We start from the raw sequence: 24,572 nt of genomic DNA, 5'->3' as shown, positions 1-24,572 counted from the left end.
ACGGTCGGGCGTATGACCATTGTCGCTTCCGGTCCCTCCGCGTCCTCCACCGCCCCCGCCGCCGACAAGGGCGTCGGCCCGCTGCTGCGCGCCTGGCGGGAGCGGTGCCGGATCTCCCAGCTGGAGCTGGCGCTGCGCGCCGATTCCTCGGCCCGGCACATCAGCTTCATCGAGACCGGCCGGTCGCGGCCGAGCGAGGAGATGGTGCTGCGGCTCGCCGAACATCTCGACGTGCCGGTGCGGGAGCGCAACGCGCTGCTGCTGGCGGCCGGTTACGCACCGCACTATCCGGAGACCCCGCTGGGCGACCCGGCGCTGGACGCGCTGCGCGACGGCATGGAACGCCTCATCCAGGGCTACGAGCCCTATCCGGCGCTGGTGGTCGACGCCGGTTACACGGTCGTCGCGGCGAACCGGGGCATCATGATGCTGCTGGACGGCGTGCCGGAGACACTGCTGTCGCCGCCGAACGCGATGCGGCTGACCCTGCATCCGGAGGGTCTCGCACCGCGCATCCGCAATCTGCGCGAGTGGCGCGGGCATCTGCTGGCGCAGATGGAGCGGCAGATCGCCCTGCAGCGCTCGGCCCAACTGCGCGCCCTGTACGACGAGGTGGCCGTCTACCCCGTCCCGGAGGACGCGCCGGGCGACGAACCGGCGGAGCCCGTCCCGTACTTCGCGCTGCCGCTGATCATCGAGCACGACGGCCGGGTCCTGTCGTTCGTGTCGTCGATCTCCACGTTCAACACGCCGATGGACGTCACGGTCGCCGAGCTGGCCATCGAGACGTTCCTGCCGGCGGACCCGGCGACCACCAAGTACCTGCAAGCGCTGGCCATTTGACTGCTCCGGCCGCCCGGATCCCCCTCGGACTCGTGTGCGAGAGGGGATCACATGGCAGACTGCCCGGGTACTTCGGCGCGTAGGGGAGGGCGTGGCGTGAGTGAGCGGCGGGCTGCGCCCACCGTGGGGCAGGTGGTGCTCGGTAAACGGTTGCAGGAACTGCGCGAGGCGTCGGGTCTCAGCCGGGAGGAGGCCGCCAAGGTCCTCAGGGTGGCGTCGGCGACCGTACGGCGGATGGAGATGGCCGAGGTCTCGCTGAAGATCCCCTACGTGCAGGTGCTGCTGGACACCTACGGGGTGCCCGAGGAGGAGGCGGCCGCGTTCGTGCGGCTGGCCGAGGAGGCGAACCAGCCGGGCTGGTGGCAGCGGTTCCACGACGTGCTCCCGGACTGGTTCAGCCTGTACGTCAGCCTGGAGAGCGCCGCTCGGATCATCCGCTCCTACGAGCCGCACTTCATCCCCGGTCTGCTGCAGACCGAGGACTACGCGCGGGCGGTGCTGGAGGCCGGGACGATCGGGCAGACCTCGCCCGAGAGCGTGGAACGGCATGTGTCGCTGCGTATGGAACGGCAGCGGCTGCTGGAGCGGGACGACCCGCCCCACCTGTGGGTGATCATGGACGAGACGGTGCTGCGCCGCCCGGTGAGCATGCGCGGCGAGGTGATGCGCGGCCAGCTGGACCGGCTGCTGGAGTACGCCGAGCGGGACCGGGTCACCCTCCAGGTCGCCGAGTTCGCGGCGGGCCCGCATCCGGGGACGTACGCGCCGTTCACACTCTTCCGGTTCGCCGAGCCGGAACTGCCGGACATGGTGTTCACCGAGTACCTCACCGGCGCCCTGTACCTGGACTCCCGCCGCGAGGTGGCCGCGCATCTGGAGGTGCTGGACCACATGACGGCCCGCGCCGCGTCGGCACAGCGCACCCAGACCCTGCTGCGGGAGTTCCGCACGACCTTGTGACGCCCTGTCCGGACCGATCCCTGGGGGAACAGCCGTATGACCGCACGCGATGCCACGCCCACACCGATCGACACGAGCCGTCCGCATCCGGCCCGGGTGTACGACTGGTGGCTGGGCGGCAAGGACAACTACCCGGTGGACGAGGAACTGGCGCGGAAGATCCTCGCCGTGGACGGCACGGTGGTGCGCGGGGCGCGCGCCAACCGCCGGTTCATGCACCGGGCCGTCCGCACGGCGGCCGAGGCGGGGGTACGGCAGTTCCTCGACATCGGGGCCGGTATCCCTACCGAGCCCAACCTGCACCAGGTCGCCCAGGGCGTGGCCCCGGAGTCCAGGGTGGTGTACGCGGACAACGACCCCATCGTGCTCCGGCACGCCGAGGCCTTGCTGCAGAGTTCCGCCGAGGGCGGCACGGACTACATCCACGCCGATGTCCGCGATCCCGACACCATCCTGCGGCTGGCGGGCGAGTCCCTGGACTTCGGCCGCCCGGTCTCGCTGTCCCTGGTGGCACTCACGCACTACCTGGGTGACCAGGAGGACGATGTGTTCGGGCTGGTCAAGCGGTACGTCGACGAGCTCGCCCCGGGCAGCTTCCTGATCCTCACCCAGGTCACCCAGGACCTCAGCCCCGAGGGAGTGGCAGCAGCGGCCGAGCTGTTCCGCAGGAGCGGCACGCCCTTCCACCCCCGCGCACTCACCGAGTTCTCCCGTTTCTTCGACGGCCTGGAACTGCTCGGCCCCGGCGTCATCCCGGTGTACGGCTGGCGCCCGGAACCGGTGGACGTGACCGCCCAGGCGGAGGGGGTCGTGCCGGTGTATGCGGGGGTGGCGGTCAAGCGCTGACCCACACGGGTCTGTATCCGGCCGTACGTCGTCCACCGCGCCCGCGATCCACGGCAGTTGGGCCTGCGGCCGGCAACGGCTGGGTGGTTGAGTGCTCCGGTAGCATCGGTCGCCGCGAGCGGACGGCGCCATCGATGAGCACGGCGGGGGAATGCGGGCATGGTGAAGCGGTTCGTGGTCGCACCGCGCGGGCGGTGGGGCACCTATCCGGACATCGGGTCCGCGCTGCGGGCGGCCGCAGGCCGGCGCGGCCCGGTGCGGGTGGAGATCGAGCCCGGACATTACCCGGAGTTCCTGACCGTACGGGGCGAGGTCGAGCTCGTCGCGCGCGGTGAACCCGGCTCCGTGGTGGTGAACCCGGCCCGGGGCACCGTGCTGGAGGCCGCGGGGTCGGTGGTGGTGCGTGGTCTGGAGCTGGTCGGGCGGGACGCGGACGTCGTCGACCTGCACGCGGGCACCCTCGTACTGGACCGGGTGGCGGTCCGGGCGCACGGCGGCGTCTGTCTGCACGCCCGGCGGGACACGGCTGCCACTCTGACCGACAGCGAATTCCGGTACGGGCGGGTGCTGTTCACCGGGGCGACGGGGAGCGTGGAACGGTGCCGGTTCACCGACGCCGCCGACAACGCGGTCGCGGTGATCGAGAGCGGCCGAGTCGCTCTCCGCGACAGCCGGTTCACCGGCAGCCAGATCCACGGAGTGCGGGTCAGTGACGCCCGGGCCGAGCTCGCGGGATGCGAGCTGTCCGGTACCGGACAGGCGGCCGTGTCCGCGGACACACGGGCGGAGCTGACCGTCACGGACTGCGTGATCAGCGCCGTTCAGGCCGAGGGCGTGTTGTTCACCGGGCAGTCCCGGGGCCTGATGCAGGGCTGCCGGGTGAGCGACGCCGAGCACGGGGTCGCGGCGACGGCCGGCAGCGATCCCGTCGTCCGCGACTGTGTGTTCACCGACTGCCGGGACACGGGCATCAACGTCGCGGACGCGGGCCTGGGGACGTTCGAGGACTGCGAGGTGGTCGACGCCCGGACGGTGTCGGTGTTCGTGACGGGGGGCGGCGCGCCGGCGGTGTCGGGCTGCCGGATCGTGGGAGGCAACGTCGGTGTCGCGGTCGTCGGCAAGTCCCGGGGGCGCTTTAGCCGGATCGACGTCGAGAACCTGCCGAGCGTCGCGCTGCGGGTGCGGGAGGGATCCTCGGCCGTCTTCGAGGACGTGCGGGTCGAGCACTGCACGGCAGGCCTGGAGACACAGGGCGACGCCGGTACCACGGCCGAGGTGACCGGCGGGCGGTTCCATGACTGCACCATGGGGTCCGTGGCCGCGGGCGGCCAGTCGCGGGTCACGGTCAGGGGGGTGACCGCGCGGCGCGGGGTCGTGGGTTTCGCCGCCGTCGAGGAGTCCACGCTGCGGGTCCAGGACTGCGAGGTCGCCGAGATGGGCATGGGCGTCCTCGCCATCGGCCGATCGACCTTGTTCGCCCGGAACCTGTCTGTCACCGGCCCGGACGGACCCGGCCTCGGCTCCACGGACTCCGCGTACCTGGACGTCGCCGGGACCCGGTTCACCGACTGCGGCCGGGTGGCCGTGTCGGTGCAGGGGACGAGCGGCGGCCGGCTGGTGGACTGCTCCGTGACGGGCGCGCCGGGGGGCATGGCCGTCCAGCACAACGGCCGCGTCGACCTGGTCTCGCTCGACTCCTCGCTGCGTGTCGCCGAGCAGTTCTCCGAGCCGGCCGCTCCCCCGCCGGCGACCGTCGTCAACAACTACAACGCCCCGGTCTTCACCGGCGCGATCACGCACTCCCAGGTCGCCTTCGGCAACACCCACGTCATCCAGCAGCAGACCACACAGGACGGAGCCGGCTCATGATCGACCCGCAGCAGCAGGACGCCCACGGCGGTCCGCAGTTCCACGGACCGGTCTCGGGCAGCCAGATCGCCTGGGGCAACCAGACCGTCACCCAGAACCAGCGGAACGACACCGCGGCCGCACCCGATGTCGAGGCGCTCGCCCGGCTCGTGGGCGAGCTGGTGCGTCAGCTGCCGCACGCGGGCCTCGCGGAGCAGGACCGGGTGGACGCCGAGGCCGCGGCCGGGGAGGTGCTCGCGGAGGTCACCGGGCCCGGGACACCCGAGCCGGGTCGGCTGAGGCGGGTGCTGAACGGCCTCAAGGGGGCGCTGGCCCCGGTCGCCATGGGTGCCGCGGCCGGGGTGGAGGCGGGCGCGCAGGAGTGGGCACACGAGGCGATCAGAAACCTGACCGCGCTCATGTGAACCCCGGGACGCCCCCTGCGAGCCGGTATCAGCCCCAGGCGCCCCCGGCCGGGCGGTGTCAGGCGGCTCCGCCCTTGCTGTCGTGCTCGTCGTCCACGATCTCCGCGTCGACCACGCCGTCCGCGTCGGCCGTGTTCTCCGTGCTCGCGCCCTCCTGTGCGGTCTGGCCGCCGGCGGAGGCGTACATGGCCTGCCCCATCTTCTGGCTGACGGTGGCGAGTTTCTCCACGCCGGTGCGCAGGGCGGTGGTGTCGGCGTTCTGCTCCAGCAGGGTCTTCAGTTCCGCCGCGGCCGTCTCGACCTCGCCGCGCGTGTCGGCGGGGATGCGGTCCCGGTTGTCGCGCAGGAAATTCTCGGTCTGGTAGACGAGTTGCTCGGCCTGGTTGCGGGTCTCGGCGACCTCGCGGCGTTTGCGGTCCTCCTCGGCGTACTGTTCGGCCTCCCGCATCATGCGGTCGATGTCGTCCTTCGGAAGCGCCGAACCGCCGGTGACCGTCATCTTCTGCTCGCGTCCCGTCGCCAGGTCCTTCGCCGAGACGTGCATGATCCCGTTGGCGTCGATGTCGAAGGCCACCTCGATCTGCGGGACGCCGCGCGGGGCGGGCGGCAGCCCGGTGAGGTCGAAGACGCCGAGCTTCTTGTTGTAGGCGGCGATCTCGCGTTCGCCCTGGTAGACCTGGATGCCGACCGAGGGCTGGTTGTCGGTGGCGGTGGTGAAGATCTCCGAACGGCGCGTCGGGATCGTGGTGTTGCGTTCGATCAGCTTGGTCATGATGCCGCCCTTGGTCTCGATGCCCAGGGACAGCGGGGTGACGTCGAGCAGCAGCACGTCCTTGACGTCGCCGCGCAGGACACCGGCCTGGAGGGCAGCGCCGACGGCGACCACCTCGTCGGGGTTGACGCCCTTGTGCGGGTCCTTGCCGGTGAGATCACGGACCAGGTCGGTGACGGCGGGCATCCGGGTGGAGCCGCCGACGAGGATGACGTGGTCGATCGCGGACAGCTGGATCCCTGCGTCCTGGACGGCCTGGTGGAACGGCTTCTTGCAGCGGTCGAGCAAGTCGGCGCTCAGCTCCTGGAACTGAGCACGCGTCAGTTTCTCCTCCAGGTGCAGCGGGCCCTCGGCGGAGGCGGTGATGTAGGGCAGGTTGATCGAGGTCTCCGAGGACGACGACAGCTCGATCTTGGCCTTCTCGGCGGCCTCGCGCAGCCGCTGCACCGCCATCTTGTCGGCGCCGAGGTCGATGCCGTAACTCCCCTTGAACCGCTTCACCAGGTGCTCGACGATCCGCTGGTCCCAGTCGTCGCCGCCGAGGTGGGTGTCGCCGTTGGTGGCCTTCACCTCGATGACGCCGTCGCCGATCTCCAGCAGGGACACGTCGAAGGTGCCGCCGCCGAGGTCGAACACCAGGACCGTCTGTTCGTCGCCCCGGTCCAGGCCGTAGGCGAGGGCGGCGGCGGTCGGCTCGTTGATGATCCTGAGCACCTTCAGGCCGGCGATCTCGCCTGCCTCCTTGGTGGCCTGCCGCTGGGCGTCGTCGAAGTACGCCGGCACGGTGATCACCGCGTCCGTGACGTCCTCGCCGAGGTAGGCCTCCGCGTCCCGCTTCAGTTTCTGCAGCACCCGCGCGGACAGCTCCTGCGCACGCAGGCGGCTGCCGTCGACGGAGCCCTGCTCGGGGAAGCGCCAGGAAGCGTCTCCCATGTGCCGTTTCACCGAGCGGGCGGTGCGCTCCACGTTGGTCACGGCCTGCCGCTTGGCGACCTCGCCGACCAGCACCTCCCCGTTCTTCGCGAACGCCACCACGGAGGGTGTGGTGCGCGCACCCTCCGCGTTGGTGACGACGGTGGGCTCGCCGCCCTCCAGGACGGCCACCACCGAGTTCGTCGTCCCGAGATCGATCCCGACCGCACGTGCCATGGTCCGTCCCCTTCCGCCCGGGCGCCGCCGCACTCCCAGCACAGGACGTGCCCGCGGCGCTGTCAATGGCCGGGTACCCGGACACGGCGATGCCGCGCCCCTGGAGCGGGACGCGGCATCGAGGGCCGTACGGGCGTCAGGCCAGCTCGGCCGTCAGGGTGATGGTCGTACCGGCCAGGGCCTGGCTGACCGGGCAGTTCTTCTTGGCGTCCTCGGCGGCGGAGGCGAAGCCCTCCGCGTCCAGGCCCGGCACCTCGCCGCGCACGGTGAGGTGGATGCCGGTGATGCCCTCGCCCGGCTGGAAGGTCACGTCGGCCTTGGTCTGCAGCCGGGTGGGCGGGGTGCCGGCGCCGGTCAGACCATGCGAGAGGGCCATGGAGAAGCAGCTGGAGTGGGCGGCGGCGATCAGCTCCTCGGGGCTGGTCTTGCCGTTCGCCTGCTCGGCGCGCGACGGCCACGACACCGGCTGCTCGCCGATGCCGGAGGAGTCGAACGTGACGACGCCGTGCCCCTGGAGCAGGTTGCCTTCCCAGACGGTGTGCGCGGTGCGCGTGGTGGCCACGATGGTTCCTTTCGCGTCGGGTCCCGTGACGTGAGATCCCGTTACGGGGGGTTTCCGTGCTCCTATCCGATCACATCCGGGCTCATCGCACTCTGAAGACCGGCCCACGCGGCGTGAACGGGAGGTGACTTCCCTGCGGGATCAGATATGCGTGCTCACGGCGCACCCGCAGTACGTCGCACCAGCCGTCGGTGATCACCAGCACCGGTGCCGCGGGCGGGAAGTCCTCGGCCCGGTGCAGCAGGTCGATGCCGGGCTGCAGGACCGTACCGCCGCGCCCGTGCACCCGGACCCGGCCCGCGATCTCGGTGACCGGGAGATAGCCGGCGTCGTGCGGGGCTGCGTCGCAGAACACCACCCGGGCGGCCGGTACGTCCCGGGCCTCGGCGTAGGAGGCGATCGCGCCGAGCGCCTTGCCGAGCAGGGTGCGGTTCATCGAGCCGGAGGTGTCGAGGACGACCCCGAAGGTGCAGCGCGCGACCCCCTCGGGCGGGAACCAGCGGCCCGCACGCGGGATGTCGGGGGTGGAGGCCTGGCGGCGCGCCGGGCGGGCGAAGGACCGTACGGGCTCCGGGCGGGGCACGAACTCGTCGAACCACCGGGCGAGTTGCGCGTCCCAGGGCAGCGGCGGATGGCTGAGCGCGCGGATCTCCTCGACCAGGCCGCCGGGCAGGAAGCCGCGCTCCTGCGCCTGGTGCAGGTCGAGGCCGCGGCCGAGTCCGCGCCGGTAGAACTCGTCCAGGTTGACGTAAGGGCCGGGCGGGCCCAGCGGGGCGCCGAGGACGTCGCCGGTGCCCTTGCCGCGCAGGGTGGCCAGGCGGCGGACGCGGCGCAGGTCGCCGGCGATGCGGTCGTAGACCTCCTCGGCGGACAGGCCGGCGAGCTCCGGGTCGTGCAGCAGGCCCTCCGGCATGGTGCCGACCTGCATCTCGACCAGCCAGCCGTTGATGACGTAGTCGCAGGCGACGTTGAACAGGTAGGGGTCGCGGGGGCCGCAGCGGTCGCCGTGGCGGAGGGCGGCGTGCAGCATCTCGTGGGCGAGGACGAACCGCCACTCCTCGGCGTCGAAGGTGCGCAGCGGGTTGATGTAGATCTCGCCGGCCTCGGGGTCGACGGCGGCGATCTGGATGCCGTGGGCGCGGGCCAGTTCGGCGTCGGCGACCAGTTTGATGCCGGCGGCGATGCCGCCGAGCAGCGGGTAGGAGGAGACGAACCAGCTCAGGGCCCGCTCCCACGGGCGCTGCGGGAGCCGCGCGCCGTCGAGCGAGTCCCGGCGGCCGCCGGCCATGTCCATCGCGGCGGACACGGTCCGGGTCAGCGCGGTGGCGAAGGCCAGCTGCCGGTCCGGGACGGGGCCCTGCCAGGCATGCCATTCGGTGAGCACCTGGTCGGGTGCGCCGCCGGCGGTACCGCAGCGCTCGTAGGCGGGCGGCAGGCCGTGGGCCCGCCAGCGCGCGGCGAGCCGTTCCTCGTCTCCGTCGGGATAGCTGGTGGGCAGGTCCTCGGGGGTGGTGCCGACGGGGAAACCGAGCAGAAAACGGTTCACGACGACACAGCGGGCGGCCAGGTCGTAGCGGTCGGGCTGCTCGCGCCGGCCCTTGGCGGCCGGGAGGTGCCCGAAGCCGAGGTGGAGCGCGGCGTGGGCGAGGGCCCGGGCCCAGGCGCCGGGGTCGGCGACCCGGTCGGGGTGCGCGTGCACGGTGGCATCGGAGTCCACGACGAGCAGGCCCTCGCGCGGGGCGAAGGTGCAGGTCTCGCTGCGGCAGGTGCCGAAGTCGACAGCGGCGAGGGCGGGGTTGGCGCGCAGCAGCCGCATGCCCTCGGCGAACGCCTCACCGGCCAGGTCGCGCTTCCTCTTCTGTTCCGTCTTCTTCTGTTCCGTCTTCTTCGGCCCGGTGCGGCTCACCGTCGGGCCTCCACCAGGCGGGGCATGTCGCGGGCGGCCTCGACCAGGAACCAGGAGGGCAGCACGGGGTTGCCGTCGGCGTCGGAGGCGATGACGGTCTGGGCGACCTCCACGGAGATCTCGGCGAGCTGCACCAGCAGCGACTTGGCCCGGTAGGCGATCTGCCGGCCGTTCGCCGACATGTGCTCCTTGCTTGCGGGCAGCTCCTTGACGAGCCGGCCGCGGAACGACTCGGCGAGGTAGTACAGCAGGTCCCGGTCCTGCATGCGGTGCGGCCAGCGGGCGTCGCCCCTGAGGACCGCCTCGATCCCGAACCGGCTGCGCACGACCTTGACGTAACCGCAGAACGCGGTCGCGTGCGCGGGCGTGAGCGTGCCGTGCGCCAGGACGGTCAGGGTCGGCTCGTCCAGATCGGCACCGAAGGAGTGCAGGGCGTCGGAGAGCATGTGCCAGGAACGGGGCGTGGAGAACGGTTCCTCGGTTTTCGGCGGCTTGGACCACAGGTGGTCCGGCCGGTCGGTGAGGTGATCGAGGATCCACGGGTGGATGCCGTGGCCGGCGGCCCAGGCCAGCCAGTCCGTGGCGGAGACCGCCAGATGGACATGGGCGAGCCGGTTGACAAGGGCGGAGGCCAGCGGACGGGCGAGCGCGTTGTCGGTGGCCCGGTTCCCGGCACCGATGACGATGGACCCCGCGGGCAGCTCGTAGTTCCCGATGCGGCGGTCGAGGATCAGCGAGTAGAACGCCTTCTGCACATCCGGGGTGGCCGCGTTCAGCTCGTCCAGGAACAGACAGTACGGCTCGTCCCGGGCGATCGTCTCCGGCGGGCAGAACACCGACCGTCCGTCGCGGATCTGCGGCACGCCGATCAGGTCCTCGGGGGCGAGCTGCGTACCGAGCAGGCTCACGCACTCGAGGCCCAGCGAGTCGGCGAACTCCCGCACCAGGGACGACTTTCCGATGCCGGGGGCGCCCCAGAGGAACACGGGCCGGACGGTGGCGAGGCCGAGGAGGAGTTCGGGGACGCGGGCGGGAGTGACGGTGACGGCAGCCTGCAACGCTGGGCATCCTTGTGGGTGTTCGAGTGCTCTACGACTCGAACAGTCTGGGTGTAGGGCGGTGCGGGCGCAGCCGATTTTCAGGCGGCCCGCTCGTCGTCGGTGTCGTCGGTGCCGGTGTCGTCGGTCAGCGGGACCTGGGGGCCGTTCAGCTCGCCCAGCCAGCGGCGCAGTACCTCGTGCACCTGCTCGGCGCCGGTCAGTTCCGCCTCGCCGTCGGCCGGTGCGGACAACTCCAGCGGCGAGAGCAGGAACGGGCGGGACTGGGCGCCGCCGAGGCCGCCGTGGGAGCCGATCTGTTCCTCGAAGGCGAGGACCTCGCCGTCGGCGGGGTCGAGGGCGGAGTTCACCATGATGTCGGCGGTGTGCGGGAAGGAGTGGGTACGGCGGACGGCGTCGGCGGCGCCGGGACCGAACCGGGCCAGCGGGCCGGGCTGGTCGTCGAGCCTGGCCAGCGGGATCTCGGCGCCGTGGGCACCCAGCACCACGCCGCCGTGCTCCGCGCTGCGCACCAGCAGGAAGCCGATGCCGGGGTGGTTGGCGAGGGTGGTGAGCAGGGCGGGGTGGCGGGCGTCGATCTCCTCCTTGGTCATGCGGTGCGGGACGTCCGGGAAGGACACCAGACCGAGGTTGCCGGAGGCCAGCACGATCGGCTCGGAGCCGGGGGCGGTGTGGTGCTGCTCGCTCTTCTCCTCCACGGGCCGGCGCAGCGCGGCCCGGACGGCGGCACGGGCCTCGGCACCGCTGTGCGTGTGTTCGGCCCGGCGCGGCACGTGCAGCCCGCAGCCGGCCCGGACCAGGTCGCCGAGGGTGAGTCCGTAGCGGGAGCGGAAGGTCTCGCCGGGGCTCTGCCCGTGGTCGGACAGGACGACGATGCGGTACGGGCGGGGCGCGTGCTCGGCGACCCGCTGGAGGAGGGCGAGGGAGCGGTCGAGGCGCTGCAGGACCTTCTCGGCGTCCCGGCTGCACGGACCGGAGTGGTGGGCGACCTCGTCGTAGGCGACTAGATCGGCGTAGACGGCCGTGCGCCCGGCGAGCATGTCGCCCATCACCGCCGCGACGACGACGTCCCGTTCGACGACGGTGGCGAACGCGCGGACGAGCGGGTAGAGACCGCCGCGGCTCACCCGGGGGCGCTGCCTCCGCATCCGGGCGCGGGTGGACTGGCCGATCTCGCGGACCACCTCGGCGACGAAGGACAGGGCGGTGCGGACGGCGCCCGCGGGGTCGGAGAAGTAGGCGAAGTAACCGGCGCGGGAACGGTTCTCCCGGCTGCGTCGGCGGGCCGCGATGGACAGCACGAGGGCCTGTTCACCGGCGCCGCCGCTGAAGAGGTTGCCACGGCTGGCACCGTCCACGCTGAGCAGTCCACCGTCGTGTGTATGCCGTATGGCGCGGCGCTGCAGCTCGGCGGCGCTCGTCGGTCGATTGCACACCATCACCTCCCCGCGGTCCTTCTCGTACCAGCGGAAGGCCGGCACGTCGAAGGTACTGCCGTGGAGAATGCCGAGCTGGCTGGCACCGGTCTGGCTGGACCAGTCGGTGCGCCAGGGGGCGAGGCGGTGGGTCGACTGCGGGCCGTCGCCGGTAGACCGTATACCGTCGCGAGTTCGCCACGGCGCGTCGGCCGTCGCCTGTATACCGTCCACCCGCTGCACGTCGCCGGCCTGTTGGCTCCCGTCACGGGCTCGCCACGGGCCATCGCCGGTAGACCGTATGCCGCCGCCGTCGCCGTCGCCGTCGCCGTCGCCGGTCGGCTGTATACCGTCGCCCATCCCCAGCCACCGCGCGACCGTAGGCATCAGCCCCTTCCGGACCGCATCGACGAGGACGCCATGGCCGACGCCGTCGAGCTGGACGAAGACCAGGCCGGGGGTGCTGGGGCAGGGCGGGTCGGATCTGCGGCGGCGGGCGGCGAGGCGGTGCAGGCGGCGCCGGTAGGTCTCGTCGTCGCGGACGGCGAGGGCCGCGCCGGTGGCCGAGGCGACGGCGGACATCACGGCGGCCACGATGACGGCGGTCTCGGGAGCCGCCTCGCCGTGACCGGAGGGGTTGATGCGCAGGGCGAGCAGCAGCAGGGAACCGTTGAGGAAGAAGACCAACAGACCGAGCACGAGGGCGGGTACGAGCAGCAGGAGCCGGACCAGGAGCGGCCACACCACGGCCGACAGCACACCGAAGGCACCGGCGCCGAGCGCGGCGGTGACGGCGATGCGGGTGGCGCTGTCGCCGTCGGCGGACTGGAGCTGGAAGTCGGGCAGGAGTGCGGCGAGGACCAGCATGGTGAGGGTGGAGACCGCCCATACGGCGACGCTCCGGCCGATCTGACTGGCGACCCGTCGCCACCGTACGCCTCGCACGCCTTGTCCCCCTCACGTCCCGTCCCGCCCCGCTCGACGCCCGGGCCCCGCTCCACCCTGTCATACCGGGTCCACCGCAGGGCCGATGACGGTGGACGAGTCACCGGCCGCCCGACTGGCGAGCCAGGTCACCAGCAAGACCACGGCGCTGCAGGTCAGCAGGCAGTCGGTCCACGAGAAGCACGCGAGCAGGCGCAAGGCGACAGGCAAGGAGCGCTGACGTGTACGACCACTGCAGCGAGCCGGCCAGACAGGCCGTGGTGGCGGCTCAGGACGCGGCACCGGCACTGAAGCACGACTTCATCGGCACCGAACATCTCCCGCTCGGCCTGGCACAGACCGCCGTCTCGGCGAGTGAGGTGCTCCGTCGGCACGGCGTGGAGCTGGGGCAGGCGCGCCGGACGACCGAGCGGCTGCCGGCCGAGGCCGGGGTGGCCGCCACCGGCGGCCAGGCGGCCAAGGACGCCCGCGCCTCCCGTGGCATCGACGTGGCCGAGATCCAGCGTCGCGCCGACGACACCTTCGGCCCCGGAGCCTTCCGCTTCCCCCGGCCCGCCTTCACCACCCGCGCCAAGAAGGGCCTGGAGCCGGCCGCCCGCGAGGCCCACACCCGCGGGCACCGGGTCGTCGACACCGAGCTTCTGCTCCTGGGCGGGCTCGCCCAGGAGGAAGGCGTCGCGGTCCAGGTCCCGGCCGCCTAGGGCGCGGACGCTAGCGGCCGTCGTAGCCGGCCGTCGGCATGGACAGCCGGCGGTGCACGCGGGCCTTCATCTGGGCGTCGTACGACGGCTCGGCCCGCCCGACGGTCTCCACGCGCACGCCCCGGCGCGCGCACTCGGCGGTGAACGCCTCGACCGAGGAGAGAGCGCGCCGGAGCACGCGCAGGCTGGGCGCGACGAACACGTCCACTCCCGGCCGGACTCCGTCCCACAGTGCGCCGTGGTCGAAGCGCAGTCCACCGACGAGGAGTTCCCGGGCGATGACGTACCCGCGTTCGGCGGCCCAGCGGGCGCACATGGCGTGCTGGCTGCGGGAGTCGACGAGGAAGGGGTCCGCTTCCAGTTCCTCCAGCGGGGTCAGGCTGGCGATCGCGATAACCCGCACCGGCGCGGGCGCGGGCATGTCGGAGGTACCCCGCAGCTGTCCCATGGCGTCCCCCTCACCTCCGGGTTTCGCCGCCGACCCTACTCCTGCCCGTAGGCTTCGGGGAGTCGCGTGAAGGAGGCGAAGAAGGTGCCGGCGGAGATCACCTGGTGGGGTCACGCCACCTGCACGGTCCAGGACGCGAACATACGTGTGCTCACCGATCCCCTGTTCGCCCGTCGGCTGGCGCATCTGCGGCGGCGCCGGGGTGCCGTGCCACCGGCCGAGGCCCGTCGCGCGGACGTGGTGCTCGTCTCCCATCTGCACGCCGACCATCTGCATCTGCCCTCGCTGGCGGAGCTCACCCCGGGCACGCGCCTGCTCGTGCCCCGGGGCGCACCACGGGCGGTGCCCGGGCTCCGCCGGCTGCGTCGGCTGCGGGTGACGGAGGTGGCGCCTGGGGACGAGGTGCGGATCGGTGAGCTGCTGGTGCGGGCGGTGCCGGCACTGCACGACGGGCGGCGGCTGCCGGTGGGCCCGCGCCGCGCGCCCGCGCTCGGCTATGTCGTGGAGGGCGAGGCACGGACGTACTTCGCCGGGGACACCGGGCTGTTCGACGCGATGGCCGAGCGGGTCGGGCCGGTGGACGTGGCGCTGCTGCCCGTGGGCGGCTGGGGGCCGTATCTCGGTGAGGGGCATCTGGACGCGGGGCGGGCGGCGCAGGCGCTGGCGCGGCTGGCACCGCGGGCGGCCGTGCCGGTGCACTACGGGACGTACTGGCCGATCGGGATGGACACGGTGCGCCCGCACGAGTTCCACGCGCCGGGGGACGAGTTCGTGCGGCTGGCGGCCGTGGCGGCGCCGGGGGTGGCGGTGTACAAGCTGGGCCACGGCGAGAGTGTCCGGCTGGAGGTCGCACGGTGAGGTGGCCGGCCTCCGCGGCGGTGCTGGCCGCCGCGTCCACCACGTCGACGGTGCCGCCGGAGTCGACACAGCAGGCGATCGGGTATCCGTCGCTGTTTCTGCTGGTGCTGATCGGGGCGCTGGTGCCGGTGGTGCCGACCGGGGCGCTGGTGAGTTCTGCGGCGGTGGTGGCGTTCCATCAGACGGCGCCGTTCTCGCTGGCTCTGGTCTTCGTCACGGCGTCGCTGGCGGCCTTCTTGGGAGATGCGGCGCTGTACTGGCTGGGGCGGCGCGGGATGCGGTCGCGGAACGGGTCCCGGTGGCTGGAGGCGATCAGGAGCCGGGCACCGGAGGAGCGTGCCGCGCAGGCGCGGGGGAGGTTGGCCGAGCACGGGGTTGCGGTGCTGGTGCTGTCCCGGCTCGTCCCCGCGGGGCGGATACCGGTGATGTTGGCCTGCCTGATGGCCGACTGGCCGTTGAGGCGGTTTGTGCGGGGCAACCTGCCGGCGTGCCTTGCGTGGGCGGCCACGTATCAGGTCATCGGGGTTCTGGGTGGGTCGTTGTTCAACGAGCCGTGGGAGGGGGTTGCGGTGGCGGTCGCGCTGACCTTGGTGATCAGCGCGATGCCGAGTGTGGTGCGACGGTTTCGGTAGCGCCGTCGAGGTTCCGTTCGCTTCGGACTGCGGGTGCATGGTGGTCGCTCGCGCCCACGCGGCGGAGGCGCATGTCCATACGGCCCCACGCCCCTGACGGGGGCGCCTCACTCAAGCACCTTTGAAGCCCCCACCGGCAGATCCCACAGGTCCTCCCCCTCCAACCCCGCCTTCTCCCAAGCCGCCCGCACTCTCGTCAGCGGTTCCAGGACCGGCTCCGCGGAGAGGATGAAGGTGCCCCAGTGCATGGGGGCCATGCGGCGGGCGCCGACGTCGAGGGTGGCCTGGACCGCTTCCTCCGGGTCGCAGTGGACGTCGCTGAGCCACCAACGGGGGTCGTAGGCGCCGATGGGCATGAGGGCGAGGTCGATGCCGGGGTAGCGGCGGCCGATGCGGGAGAACCAGTGGCCGTAGCCGGTGTCGCCGGCGAAGTAGAGGCGCTGTCCGCCGGCGTCGGTGAGCACCCAGCCGCCCCAGAGGCTGTGACAGGTGTCGGTGAGGGTGCGCTTGGACCAGTGGTGGGCGGGGACGAAGTCGAAACGAACGCCGGACAGTTCGGCGCCCTCCCACCAGTCCAGCTCGGTGACGCAGGTGAAGCGGCGCCGGCGGAACCAGCGGCCGAGGCCAGCCGGCACGAACACCGGGGTGTCCCGCGGGAGTTGGCGCAGGGTGGGGGCATCGAGGTGATCGTAGTGGTTGTGGCTGATGACCACGGCGTCGACGCGGGGCAGCGCGGCCCACGGGACGCCGACAGGGGTGATGCGCGCCGGGGTGCCGAGGATGCGGCGGGACCAGACGGGATCGGTGAGCACGGTCAGGCCGCCGATCCGCACGACCCAACTGGCGTGCCCGGCCCAGGTGACGGCGAGGGTGCGGGTGTCGACGCGGGGCAGCGGGGCGGGGGCGCACGGGAGCCGGGGAACGTCCGCGAGGCCTTCGCGACCGGGTCGTATGGCGCCTTCGCGGGCGAAGCGGGCGAGGGCCTTGAGGCCGGGCAGGGGGGCGGTGAGCCGGTCGTGGAAGGTACGTGGCCACACGCGGTGTTCGCCGAGGGGACGGGGCTCGGCCAGCGGGGGGAAAGGGGGTGCCAGGGGGGTCGGCATGCCGGTGGAGCGAGTCGGTGCCGTCGGTGCGGTCGCCGTAGCCGTCTTGGCCGTCGCGGTCGTCTTGGTCGTCGTGGTCGATCCGGGCTCGTGCGTCTCGGGCTGGTGCGTCTCGGGCTCATGCGTCTGCTGCGTCATGGAGGAGGCTCCCGTCGCTGAGCGTCGTCGCGGAGATCGTCGAGGACTGACGTCAAGAAGATCAACGCACGTTGCACATGTGGCAGTTCCAACGGCGCGGGTGAGGTGAGGCATTCCGCACGTTCCTCGTCGGTGCCGCCCAGCAGGGGCCCCGTGGCGAGCCGTACGCGCAGCGCCCCGAGGTCGTCACCGAAGCGGTGGCCACCGGGTGCGGGCATGCCGAGCCGGGCGGTGAGGAGGTCCTCCAACTCCTGGGCGTCGCCGACGCGCTGTTCGGAGAGGGGTTCGCGCAGCGGACCGAGGTCGGCATACAGGTGGCGGCCGGCCTGCGGGGGGCGGGCGAGCGCGCCGGCGGCGACGACGGCGGCGTGCGCGGCGGCGGCCACGCGTGCGTGCAGTCGTACGGCGGCCTCGCGGCGCTCGATGACGGGCGGGGGCTCGTCGAGGGCGTAGCCGGCCGCGGCGGCGACGGGCGCGGCGATGCGGGCGTCGAGCCCGGTGAGGATGTCCAGCACGCGCGCGTGGAGCTGCCCGCCGGGTTCGGTGGCCGGGAAACGGGCGACCGCGGCGGGCCAGCCGGCCGGCAGCAGGGATCCGGCGAGGTCGGTGACGACGGTGACCCGGTCGGGCCGCATCTCGGCGGGGCTGAGCAGCACGGTGTCGTGGGGGTGGTGCAGGGTGTCGCGCCACGTCTCGTCGCTGACCAGGTGCAGTCCTTCGGCGGTGGCGGCCTCGACCGTCTCGTGCAGCAGTTCCGGCGGGGCGACGGTGGCGGTGGGGTCGTCGGCGATCGACAGCACGAGCAGCCGCGGGTCGCCGCCCTCGGCGCGGACCCGGCGGACGGTCTCCAGCAGGGCGTAGGGGTCGGGGACGCCGCCGCTCTCGGCGGGGGTGGGCACGTGGTAGGCGGGCCTGCCGAGCACCCGGGCGTACGGCGCCCACCAGGCGGCGCAAGGGCGCGGGACGAGGATGTCGGCGCCGTCGCCGGCGAGTGCGGCGGTGAGGGCGAGCAGCAGCGCGGGGGCGCCGGGGCCGGCGGCCACCTGGTCGGGGACGGTGGGCAGTCCGCGCCGGGTCCAGTAGCCGCAGGCCGCTTCGAGGAGGGCGGGGGCGCCGCCGACGGGCTGGGCGTCGGCGCGGCTCGCCGCGGCGGCGAGCACGGCGGTGAGTTCGGGGAGCACGGGGAGGCCGTCGCCGGGCAGGGGCGGGCCGTAGCGGACGGGGCCGTGGCCCTCGGGGTCCGTCCGCCGCATGTCCGCCTCCGCGCGGTCCTGGTGCCGTGTGCCGCCGGTCCGGGCCGGATGGCCGGGACCGCCGGACTGTGTCGTCGTGGGCTGCGATGTGGAGCGTGGGGTGGGGTGCGTTCCTGGCCTCTGCCGTATCGCTCGGGTTGCGGGGTTGTGGGGGTTGTGGGGCTTGCAACGGCGGTCGGTCTCGTCCGTGGCCTGTGCTGTCCGTCGGTGTGGGGGGCCCGCTGCCGGTGCCCTCGGGAGGGTGTGTACCCGCCGGACGGCTCTCCATGGGCGCGACGGGCGCCGCCCCGGTCACACGTCCGTGGACCGGCCTCCCGCGGCGCGCCGGGCGCCGTACAGCCGGTAGCCGGCTCCGCCGCAGGCCGCGGCGATGAGGGCGGCGCCGGCGGCGAGGGACGGGACCGAGTCGGTGAAGCTGCCTCCCGTCCCGGCCTCGACCCCGTACTGCACGGTGGGCGGGTCACAGCCGTCGGTGCCGTGGGCCTGCCGGCCGTCGGGGGCGCCGCAGACGTGACCGGCGAGGCAGGGCTCGTCGTGGCCCGGCGTGCACCGGTGCCCGTCGTCGGGGCACACCTCCCCCGGCCTGCATCCCGAACCCACACCACTCGGGCACGACTCCCCCGGCCTGCACCCCGCACCCGGACCGCTCGGGCACGGCTCCCCCGGCCTGCACCCCGCACCCGGACCGCTCGGGCACGGCTCCCCCGGCCTGCACCCCGCACCCGGACCGCCCGGGCACGGCTCCCCCGGCCTGCACCCCGCACCGTCCTGGCAGGGCTCGCCGGGCCGGCACGTGGCGGCGGGGCCGACGCGGGAGTCGCCCATCGGGGCGGTTGTGGGGGGCGGGGACGGAGTGCCGGGGCCCACGTCGGCGGAGGCGGCGGGCCCGGCCAGGGCGAGCACGGCCCCGGCGACGAAGGCGACGGACAGGGCACGGGCGGTGCGGCGCATGGGACGGGCTCCTCGGCAGGCACGGCGGATCGGTCGGCGGTGTGGTACGCCGGACGCCGGTACAGCGGGCAGTACGTCGAGCACCGGTACGGCGGTGCGGGGACGCAGCCCCTACGGCGTCACGTGTACGGGGCACACGGCGTGCCCTCGCTGCCATGACAGCCCGCTCGGCGCCGCGGCGCGCGCGGCCGGACCCCATTCGCGGGACGGGCAGGCCCGGCCGGGTGACAAACAGTGGCCGGTTCCGGCTCCGGCACGCTCCACCACCCGCACCGCCGCCCCGGGGTCTCGCGTCCAGGCTCCGGAGAGGTTTTCCGTCCCCGGTGCAGGTGACTCGGTAAGTGCTGACCGGATCGTCCGCTTCGCACCCCACCGGGGAGGTCCCTTCATGAGCACCAAGGTCTCCGACCACATCCTCGAGCGCCTGCTCGCCTGGGATGTGGAACAGGTCTTCGGCTATCCGGGCGACGGCATCAACGGGCTGCTCGCCGCCTGGGGCCGGGCCGAGGACCGGCCGCGGTTCATCCAGTCCCGGCACGAGGAGATGTCCGCGTTCGAAGCGGTCGGATACGCGAAGTTCGGCGGCCGTATCGGGGTGTGCACCGCGACATCGGGACCGGGCGCCATCCATCTGCTCAACGGTCTGTACGACGCCAAGCTCGACCATGTGCCGGTGCTGGCGATCGTCGGCCAGACCAACCGGACCGCGATGGGCGGCTCCTACCAGCAGGAAGTCGATCTGCACACGTTGTACAAGGACGTCGCCTCGGACTTCGTGGAGACGGTCACGGTGCCGGAGCAGCTGCCGAACGTGCTGGACCGGGCGATCCGCACCGCCTACGCCCGGCGCTGCCCGACCGCCCTGATCATCCCCGGTGACGTGCAGGAACTGGACTACTCTCCGCCGACGCACGAGTTCAAGATGGTGCCGTCCAGCATGGGCATGAGCGAGTACTCCATGACCCCGACGGACGAGGCGCTGCGCCGGGCGGCGGACGTGCTGAACGCAGGCGACAAGGTGGCGATCCTGGTGGGCCAGGGCGCGGCCGGTGCCGTCGCGGAGGTGCAGGAGATCGCCGAGCTGCTCGGCGCCGGGGTCCCGAAGGCGCTGCTCGGCAAGGACGTCCTCAGCGACGAACTGCCGTACGTCACCGGGCCGATCGGGCTGCTGGGCAGCCGGCCGTCGTACGAGCTGATGCGGGACTGCGACACCCTGCTGACCATCGGGTCGTCGTTCCCGTACACACAGTTCATGCCGGACTTCGGCAAGGCACGCGGGGTGCAGATCGAAATCGACCCGCACATGATCGGAATGCGCTACCCGTACGAGGTGAACCTCGTCGGCGACGCGAAGGCGACGCTGCGCCGGCTGATCCCGCTGCTGAACAGCGACCGGGGCGGGCGCGAGTGGTACGACACGGTGTGCGCGAACGTGCAGCGCCGGCACGAGACGATGGAGCGGCGGGCCGGTCTGTCGGCCGATCCGATCAATCCCGAGTACGTGGCCCGCGCGCTGGATCCGCTGCTGCCAAAGAACGCGATCCTGACCTCAGACTCCGGTTCGGTCGCCAACTGGTACGCGCGGCACATCACGATGCGGCCGGGCATGCGCGGTTCGCTGTCCGGGACGCTGGCGACGATGGGGCCGGGTGTGCCGTACGCGATCGGCGCGAAGTTCGCGCATCCGGACCGGCCGGTGTTCGCGCTGGTCGGCGATGGCGCGATGCAGATGAACGGCCTGGCGGAGATGATCACGGCGGCGAAGTACCGCGACCGCTGGTCGGATCCACGGCTGGTGGTGGGCGTGTGGAACAACCAGGACCTGAACCAGGTGACCTGGGAGATGCGCGCCATGGAGGGCGCGCCGTCGTTCCTGCCGTCGCAGGCGATCCCGGACGTGCAGTACGCGGCGTTCGCCCGCTCGCTGGGTCTGACCGGCGTCCGGGTGGAGAAGCCGGAGGACGTGGAGGCGGGCTGGCGTGCGGCTCTGGAGGCTGACGGTCCGTGCGTGATCGAGTTCCTCACCGATCCCGCCGTGCCGCCGATCCCGCCGCACGCGACCTGGGAGCAGATGGAGGCGACGGCGGCGTCGATTCTGAAGGGGGACACCGACCGCAGGTCGGTGGTCAAGCAGGGCTTCAAGGCGAAGATTCAGGAGTTCCTGCCCGGCAAGGACAAGAACTAGCCCCCTGTGGAGGTTGCCATGCAGCGAGGCAGTGACCGGCTGAACGTCCACCGGGACGATGAGATGAAACACGAGCTGAAGGATCTGCTGAGGTCCGGCCATCCGACACGGGTGGAGGAGTGGCACGATCCGGAGCCGGCCGCGGACGACGACCCGGAGGTCTGGAGCGGGCCCGTGGGTGGCCTCGGCTCTCCGGCGTCTCTGGAGCGGGTGCGGTCGGAGCTGGCCCGCACCCTGAGCCGTGGCTCGTTCCCGGCGACCGCCCGTGACCTGGCCCGGATGCTGCGTCGGCAGAACGCGCCGACCGCGCTGGTCGACGCGGTGGCCGGGCTGCCCCACTCGGCGCGCTACGAGAACGTGCAGCAGCTGGCCGAGGCGCTGGCGGGCGGCGCATGAACCGGAACCGGGCGACCGATGTCGCCAGGGGTGCCGGCGAGGAGAACACGGAAGGAGAGTGAGGAGTCATGCGCATCGCGTTTCTCGTGGCGCCCCAGGGTGTGGAGCAGGTCGAACTGACCGAGCCGTGGAAGGCGGCCTCCGACGCCGGGCACGAGCCGGTGCTGGTGTCGACGGAACCGGGCAAGATCCAGGCGTTCAACCATCTCGACAAGGCGGACACGTTCGACGTGGACCAGGTGGTCGGTGAGGCGTCGGCCGGGTCGTTCGGTGGTCTCGTGCTGCCCGGTGGGGTGGCCAATCCGGACTTCCTGCGCATGGACGACAAGGCCGTGGCGTTCGTGAAGGACTTCTTCGACCAGGGCCGCCCGGTCGCCGCGATCTGCCACGCGCCGTGGACGCTGGTCGAGGCGGACGTCGTACGGGGCCGGGTGCTGACGTCCTGGCCGAGTCTGCGGACGGACATCCGCAACGCGGGCGGCACCTGGGTGGACGAGCAGGTGAAGATCTGCGACCACGGCTCCAACCAGCTGGTGACCAGCCGCAAGCCGGACGATCTGAAGGCGTTCTGCGACGCGTTCCTGCACGTGTTCGCCGGTGAGGCCGGCTGAACCGCCGCTGCCCGTGAGGGGTCGGCCCGTGCGGGCCGGCCCTTCCCTGTGCCGACCCCTGTGCCGGCCCGGCCGCTCAGGTGCCGGAGGCCTCCGGAGTCGCCGCCTCGCCGCACCGCCGTTCCCGGGCGCCCTCACGGGTGCGGCCCGCGCTGACGAGACGGCGCGGGTTGCGGCGCAGATACTCGCCCTCCAGTTGCGCCATGCGCTCGTTGTGGGTCCGCAGCGCGTCGTTGGAGCCGTACAGGAGGGTGTCGTGGCGCGTGCGGTGGATCGTCTCCAGCTCCTTCATGAGCTGCTGGTCGTCCAGTCGGCTGGGGTCGACTCCGTTCATGTGGTGCCCCGCTCGTCGTGTCCGTGTCCTTGGGTCCCGGCCCGGGTACCCGCCCGGCAGGCATTGCCCCCGAAGCGTTTCCGGGAGGAATCCAAGTTGCTCGCGTTCCTGAATCCACTGTACGAACATCCGGGGTCCTGGGCCTCCGCATACATCGACACCTCGATCCACACGGAGGACCAGCAGCAACGCCGTCATCTGAGCGCGGAGGCGGTCACCCGGGAGCTGGCCCGGCAGGGGGCGGACGAGCCCACCTGCCGGGCGGTGCACGACGCCCTGGAGGGGCCGCCGGCGAGGAGGTGGCGCCCGGCGGCATGGGCGCGCTGCTGCGCTGGAAGTGACGGACGGCCCGGTGCCGTCTGAGCCGCGGGAAGCCCTGTAACGGGCGCGGGGCGCGTCCAGCCACGACGGAACGGCACACGCAGGACGACCTGCGCCCCCCATGGCGAGACGCGCCCTGGTCCGGCGCCCCCCTAGCGGACGCGCTCCACGCGGCGTTCGTCCCAGACCGGTTCCGGAGTCTCGCGGACGCGTCCGTCGGCGCCGAAGACCAGGTAGCGGTCGAAGGAGCGGGCGAACCAGCGGTCGTGGGTGACCGCGAGGACCGTGCCCTCGAAGGCCTCCAGGCCCTCCTGCAGGGCCTCGGCCGACTCCAGGTCGAGGTTGTCGGTCGGCTCGTCCAGCAGCAGCGCGGTGACGCCCGCCAGCTCCAGCAGCAGGATCTGGAAGCGGGCCTGCTGGCCGCCGGAGAGCCGGTCGAAGGGCTGCTCGGCCTGCTGGGTCAGCTCGTAGCGGCGCAGCCGGGACATCGCGGCGCCTCGGTCCTGGGAGTGCTCCTTCCACAGGATGTCGAGGAGGGTACGGCCTTCGAGCTCGGGGTGAGCGTGGGTCTGTGCGAAGTGGCCGGGCACGACACGTGCGCCGAGCTTCCACTCCCCCGTGTGCGCGACGTCATCACCGGCGAGCAGGCGCAGGAAGTGCGACTTGCCGGAGCCGTTGGAGCCGAGGACGGCGACCCGTTCGCCGTAGAAGACCTCCAGGTCGAACGGCCGCATGAGGCCGGACAGTTCAAGTGCCTTGCAGGTGACGGCCCTTACACCGGTACGGCCGCCCTTCAGGCGCATGGTGATGTCCTGCTCGCGCGGCGGCTCCGGCGGCGGGCCGGCCTCCTCGAACTTGCGCAGGCGGGTCTGGGCGGCCGCGTACCGGGAGGCCATCTCATGGCTGACCGCAGCGGCCTGACGGAGATTCAGCACCAGCTTCTTCAGCTGGGCGTGCTTCTCGTCCCAGCGGCGGCGCAACTCCTCGAAGCGGGCGAAGCGTTCCCGGCGGGCCTCGTGGTAGGTGGCGAAGCCGCCGCCGTGCACCCACGCGTCGGCGCCGGCCGGGCCCGGCTCCACGGAGACGATCTTCTCGGCGGCGCGGGCGAGGAGTTCACGGTCGTGGGAGACGAACAGGACCGTCTTGCGGGTCTCCCGCAGCTGTTCCTCCAGCCACCGTTTGCCGGGCACGTCGAGGTAGTTGTCCGGCTCGTCCAGCAGCAGCACCTCGTCCGTGCCGCGCAGCAGCGCCTCCAGTACGAGGCGTTTCTGCTCGCCGCCGGAGAGGGTGCGCACCTGGCGCCACTGGGCGCGCTCGTAGGGCATGCCGAGGGCCGCGGTGGTGCACATGTCCCACAGGGTCTCGGCCTCGTAGCCACGCGCCTCGGCCCAGTCGGCGAGGGCCTGCGCGTACGCCAGCTGGGCGGCCTCGTCGTCGACGGTCATGATGGCGTGCTCGGCCTCGTCGACCGCCCTGGCCGCCTCGCGGATGCGGGGCGGGGCGACGGACACGAGCAGGTCGCGTACGGTGGTCTCGTCCCGTACGGAGCCCACGAACTGGCGCATCACCCCGAGGCCGCCGCTGACGGTGACGGTACCTCCGTGCGGCTTCAGCTCGCCGGAGATCAGCCGGAGCAGGGTCGTCTTGCCGGCGCCGTTCGGGCCGACCAGGGCGACGGCGGCGCCTTCCCCGACCCGGAAGGACACGTCCCCGAGCAGGGTCCTCCCGTCGGGGAGGTGGTACTCGAGGTGCGCGGCTTCCAGATGTCCCATGGGCAGGCATTCTCCGGGGCGGCCCACGACGACGGCAAACCCTTATCGGGTGACGACGGCCACCCGATATCGGGCGGGGACACCTGCGCGCCCGCCGGGCGGAGAGGCTGTGCGCCCGCCGGACGGGGACACCGGACGTC

Annotated in this window: 23 protein-coding genes and 1 pseudogene; 13 read left to right on the top strand and 11 right to left on the bottom strand. The window is 72.6% G+C overall.

Annotated elements, in window-relative coordinates; all coding sequences use genetic code 11:
* The first annotated feature begins 12 nt into the window (after positions 1 to 12).
* The 5 genes from AB0M27_RS18425 (at position 13) to AB0M27_RS18405 (ending at position 4,922) form a co-directional block, all read left to right on the top strand.
* Positions 13 to 843, top strand: coding sequence for a helix-turn-helix transcriptional regulator (locus tag AB0M27_RS18425; protein WP_365722901.1), 831 nt, complete (start codon positions 13 to 15; stop codon positions 841 to 843).
* A gap of 96 nt (positions 844 to 939) precedes the next feature.
* A complete protein-coding gene (locus tag AB0M27_RS18420; protein WP_365722900.1) occupies positions 940 to 1,803 on the top strand; it encodes a helix-turn-helix transcriptional regulator in 864 nt (287 codons plus the stop codon).
* 36 nt (positions 1,804 to 1,839) lie between these two features.
* A complete protein-coding gene (locus AB0M27_RS18415; protein WP_365722899.1) occupies positions 1,840 to 2,649 on the top strand; it encodes an SAM-dependent methyltransferase in 810 nt (269 codons plus the stop codon).
* A 159-nt stretch (positions 2,650 to 2,808) separates the two neighbouring features.
* Positions 2,809 to 4,518: a right-handed parallel beta-helix repeat-containing protein gene (locus AB0M27_RS18410; RefSeq protein WP_365722898.1), complete on the top strand. Its 1,710-nt coding sequence runs from the start codon at positions 2,809 to 2,811 to the stop codon at positions 4,516 to 4,518.
* On the top strand, positions 4,515 to 4,922 hold the full coding sequence (locus AB0M27_RS18405) for a hypothetical protein (protein WP_365722897.1): 408 nt from the start codon (positions 4,515 to 4,517) through the stop codon (positions 4,920 to 4,922). Before AB0M27_RS18410 ends, AB0M27_RS18405 begins: the two co-directional genes overlap by 4 nt.
* A gap of 58 nt (positions 4,923 to 4,980) precedes the next feature.
* On the opposite strand, the gene dnaK is transcribed toward AB0M27_RS18405, so the two are convergent.
* From dnaK to AB0M27_RS18380, 5 genes are all read right to left on the bottom strand, one after another.
* Positions 4,981 to 6,843, bottom strand: a complete 1,863-nt coding sequence (gene dnaK / locus AB0M27_RS18400; protein ID WP_365722896.1) for a molecular chaperone DnaK — start codon at positions 6,841 to 6,843, stop codon at positions 4,981 to 4,983.
* 136 nt (positions 6,844 to 6,979) lie between these two features.
* Positions 6,980 to 7,405 carry an OsmC family protein gene (locus AB0M27_RS18395; protein ID WP_055709926.1) on the bottom strand — a complete coding sequence of 142 codons (426 nt, stop codon included), beginning with the start codon at positions 7,403 to 7,405 and terminating at the stop codon, positions 6,980 to 6,982.
* A gap of 82 nt (positions 7,406 to 7,487) precedes the next feature.
* A complete protein-coding gene (locus AB0M27_RS18390) occupies positions 7,488 to 9,221 on the bottom strand; it encodes a hypothetical protein (RefSeq protein WP_365722944.1) in 1,734 nt (577 codons plus the stop codon).
* An 86-nt stretch (positions 9,222 to 9,307) separates the two neighbouring features.
* Positions 9,308 to 10,369 (bottom strand): MoxR family ATPase, encoded by a 1,062-nt coding sequence (locus tag AB0M27_RS18385; RefSeq protein WP_365722895.1) that lies wholly within the window; start codon positions 10,367 to 10,369, stop codon positions 9,308 to 9,310.
* Between the two features lie 80 nt (positions 10,370 to 10,449).
* Positions 10,450 to 12,729 carry a phage holin family protein gene (locus tag AB0M27_RS18380; RefSeq protein ID WP_365722894.1) on the bottom strand — a complete coding sequence of 760 codons (2,280 nt, stop codon included), beginning with the start codon at positions 12,727 to 12,729 and terminating at the stop codon, positions 10,450 to 10,452.
* 85 nt (positions 12,730 to 12,814) lie between these two features.
* Between AB0M27_RS18380 and AB0M27_RS18375 the strand changes: the two genes are divergently transcribed.
* Together AB0M27_RS18375 and AB0M27_RS18370 are read left to right on the top strand one after the other, a co-directional pair.
* Positions 12,815 to 12,949: a hypothetical protein gene (locus tag AB0M27_RS18375; protein ID WP_365722893.1), complete on the top strand. Its 135-nt coding sequence runs from the start codon at positions 12,815 to 12,817 to the stop codon at positions 12,947 to 12,949.
* A 1-nt stretch (position 12,950) separates the two neighbouring features.
* Positions 12,951 to 13,430, top strand: coding sequence for a Clp protease N-terminal domain-containing protein (locus AB0M27_RS18370; RefSeq protein ID WP_365722892.1), 480 nt, complete (start codon positions 12,951 to 12,953; stop codon positions 13,428 to 13,430).
* Between the two features lie 10 nt (positions 13,431 to 13,440).
* Here AB0M27_RS18370 and AB0M27_RS18365 read toward each other — a convergent pair whose 3' ends face one another.
* Positions 13,441 to 13,878 (bottom strand): hypothetical protein, encoded by a 438-nt coding sequence (locus AB0M27_RS18365; RefSeq protein ID WP_365722891.1) that lies wholly within the window; start codon positions 13,876 to 13,878, stop codon positions 13,441 to 13,443.
* A gap of 84 nt (positions 13,879 to 13,962) precedes the next feature.
* Here AB0M27_RS18365 and AB0M27_RS18360 point away from each other — a divergent pair, with 84 nt between their 5' ends.
* Both AB0M27_RS18360 and AB0M27_RS18355 read left to right on the top strand, forming a co-directional pair.
* Complete coding sequence (locus AB0M27_RS18360) at positions 13,963 to 14,736, top strand: MBL fold metallo-hydrolase (RefSeq protein WP_365722943.1); 774 nt, start codon at positions 13,963 to 13,965, stop codon at positions 14,734 to 14,736.
* A gap of 20 nt (positions 14,737 to 14,756) precedes the next feature.
* Positions 14,757 to 15,368, top strand: coding sequence for a VTT domain-containing protein (locus AB0M27_RS18355; protein WP_365722890.1), 612 nt, complete (start codon positions 14,757 to 14,759; stop codon positions 15,366 to 15,368).
* Positions 15,369 to 15,475: 107 nt separating this feature from the next.
* On the opposite strand, the gene AB0M27_RS18350 is transcribed toward AB0M27_RS18355, so the two are convergent.
* The 3 genes from AB0M27_RS18350 to AB0M27_RS18340 all read right to left on the bottom strand — a co-directional run bounded on the left by AB0M27_RS18350 (position 15,476) and on the right by AB0M27_RS18340 (position 18,435).
* The gene (locus tag AB0M27_RS18350; RefSeq protein WP_365722942.1) at positions 15,476 to 16,471 is read right to left on the bottom strand and encodes an MBL fold metallo-hydrolase; all 996 of its coding nucleotides are present in this window, start codon (positions 16,469 to 16,471) and stop codon (positions 15,476 to 15,478) included.
* Positions 16,472 to 16,605: 134 nt separating this feature from the next.
* Positions 16,606 to 17,862, bottom strand: coding sequence for an aminotransferase class I/II-fold pyridoxal phosphate-dependent enzyme (locus tag AB0M27_RS18345; protein WP_365722889.1), 1,257 nt, complete (start codon positions 17,860 to 17,862; stop codon positions 16,606 to 16,608).
* Between the two features lie 291 nt (positions 17,863 to 18,153).
* Positions 18,154 to 18,435 carry a hypothetical protein gene (locus AB0M27_RS18340; RefSeq protein WP_365722888.1) on the bottom strand — a complete coding sequence of 94 codons (282 nt, stop codon included), beginning with the start codon at positions 18,433 to 18,435 and terminating at the stop codon, positions 18,154 to 18,156.
* Positions 18,436 to 19,201: 766 nt separating this feature from the next.
* Here AB0M27_RS18340 and AB0M27_RS18335 point away from each other — a divergent pair.
* The 3 genes from AB0M27_RS18335 (at position 19,202) to AB0M27_RS18325 (ending at position 22,005) form a co-directional block, all read left to right on the top strand.
* Positions 19,202 to 20,998, top strand: coding sequence for a thiamine pyrophosphate-requiring protein (locus AB0M27_RS18335; protein WP_365722887.1), 1,797 nt, complete (start codon positions 19,202 to 19,204; stop codon positions 20,996 to 20,998).
* Positions 20,999 to 21,016: 18 nt separating this feature from the next.
* Complete coding sequence (locus AB0M27_RS18330; protein WP_365722886.1) at positions 21,017 to 21,394, top strand: DUF2795 domain-containing protein; 378 nt, start codon at positions 21,017 to 21,019, stop codon at positions 21,392 to 21,394.
* Between the two features lie 68 nt (positions 21,395 to 21,462).
* The gene (locus AB0M27_RS18325) at positions 21,463 to 22,005 is read left to right on the top strand and encodes a type 1 glutamine amidotransferase domain-containing protein (RefSeq protein WP_365722885.1); all 543 of its coding nucleotides are present in this window, start codon (positions 21,463 to 21,465) and stop codon (positions 22,003 to 22,005) included.
* Between the two features lie 76 nt (positions 22,006 to 22,081).
* Here the strand turns inward: AB0M27_RS18325 and AB0M27_RS18320 are convergent, their stop codons facing one another.
* Complete coding sequence (locus AB0M27_RS18320; protein ID WP_365722884.1) at positions 22,082 to 22,339, bottom strand: DUF6158 family protein; 258 nt, start codon at positions 22,337 to 22,339, stop codon at positions 22,082 to 22,084.
* Between the two features lie 96 nt (positions 22,340 to 22,435).
* On the opposite strand from AB0M27_RS18320, the pseudogene AB0M27_RS18315 reads away from it, so the two are divergent.
* Positions 22,436 to 22,621: pseudogene (locus tag AB0M27_RS18315) on the top strand (hypothetical protein); the annotation flags it as partial.
* Positions 22,622 to 22,812: 191 nt separating this feature from the next.
* Here the strand turns inward: AB0M27_RS18315 and AB0M27_RS18310 are convergent.
* Positions 22,813 to 24,432, bottom strand: coding sequence for an ATP-binding cassette domain-containing protein (locus AB0M27_RS18310; protein ID WP_365722883.1), 1,620 nt, complete (start codon positions 24,430 to 24,432; stop codon positions 22,813 to 22,815).
* Positions 24,433 to 24,572: the final 140 nt, after the last annotated feature.

Origin of the sequence: Streptomyces sp. NPDC052107 (assembly GCF_040680215.1) — a bacterium.
Classification (GTDB): Bacteria; Actinomycetota; Actinomycetes; order Streptomycetales; family Streptomycetaceae; genus Streptomyces.
This window is presented reverse-complemented; position numbering and strand designations above follow the sequence as displayed.

Excerpts from the sequence above, each read along its gene's own strand:
- AB0M27_RS18425 (WP_365722901.1), top strand. The coding sequence starts at position 13 with ATGACCATTGTCGCTTCCGGTCCCTCCGCGTCCTCCACCGCCCCCGCC.
- AB0M27_RS18335 (WP_365722887.1), top strand. The coding sequence starts at position 19,202 with ATGAGCACCAAGGTCTCCGACCACATCCTCGAGCGCCTGCTCGCCTGG.
- AB0M27_RS18350 (WP_365722942.1), bottom strand. The coding sequence starts at position 16,471 with ATGCCGACCCCCCTGGCACCCCCTTTCCCCCCGCTGGCCGAGCCCCGT.
- AB0M27_RS18310 (WP_365722883.1), bottom strand. The coding sequence starts at position 24,432 with ATGGGACATCTGGAAGCCGCGCACCTCGAGTACCACCTCCCCGACGGG.
- AB0M27_RS18375 (WP_365722893.1), top strand. The coding sequence starts at position 12,815 with ATGACGGTGGACGAGTCACCGGCCGCCCGACTGGCGAGCCAGGTCACC.
- AB0M27_RS18410 (WP_365722898.1), top strand. The coding sequence starts at position 2,809 with ATGGTGAAGCGGTTCGTGGTCGCACCGCGCGGGCGGTGGGGCACCTAT.
- AB0M27_RS18390 (WP_365722944.1), bottom strand. The coding sequence starts at position 9,221 with ATGCGGCTGCTGCGCGCCAACCCCGCCCTCGCCGCTGTCGACTTCGGC.
- AB0M27_RS18365 (WP_365722891.1), bottom strand. The coding sequence starts at position 13,878 with ATGGGACAGCTGCGGGGTACCTCCGACATGCCCGCGCCCGCGCCGGTG.
- AB0M27_RS18405 (WP_365722897.1), top strand. The coding sequence starts at position 4,515 with ATGATCGACCCGCAGCAGCAGGACGCCCACGGCGGTCCGCAGTTCCAC.
- AB0M27_RS18320 (WP_365722884.1), bottom strand. The coding sequence starts at position 22,339 with ATGAACGGAGTCGACCCCAGCCGACTGGACGACCAGCAGCTCATGAAG.
- AB0M27_RS18325 (WP_365722885.1), top strand. The coding sequence starts at position 21,463 with ATGCGCATCGCGTTTCTCGTGGCGCCCCAGGGTGTGGAGCAGGTCGAA.
- AB0M27_RS18415 (WP_365722899.1), top strand. The coding sequence starts at position 1,840 with ATGACCGCACGCGATGCCACGCCCACACCGATCGACACGAGCCGTCCG.
- AB0M27_RS18345 (WP_365722889.1), bottom strand. The coding sequence starts at position 17,862 with ATGCGGCGGACGGACCCCGAGGGCCACGGCCCCGTCCGCTACGGCCCG.
- dnaK (WP_365722896.1), bottom strand. The coding sequence starts at position 6,843 with ATGGCACGTGCGGTCGGGATCGATCTCGGGACGACGAACTCGGTGGTG.
- AB0M27_RS18330 (WP_365722886.1), top strand. The coding sequence starts at position 21,017 with ATGCAGCGAGGCAGTGACCGGCTGAACGTCCACCGGGACGATGAGATG.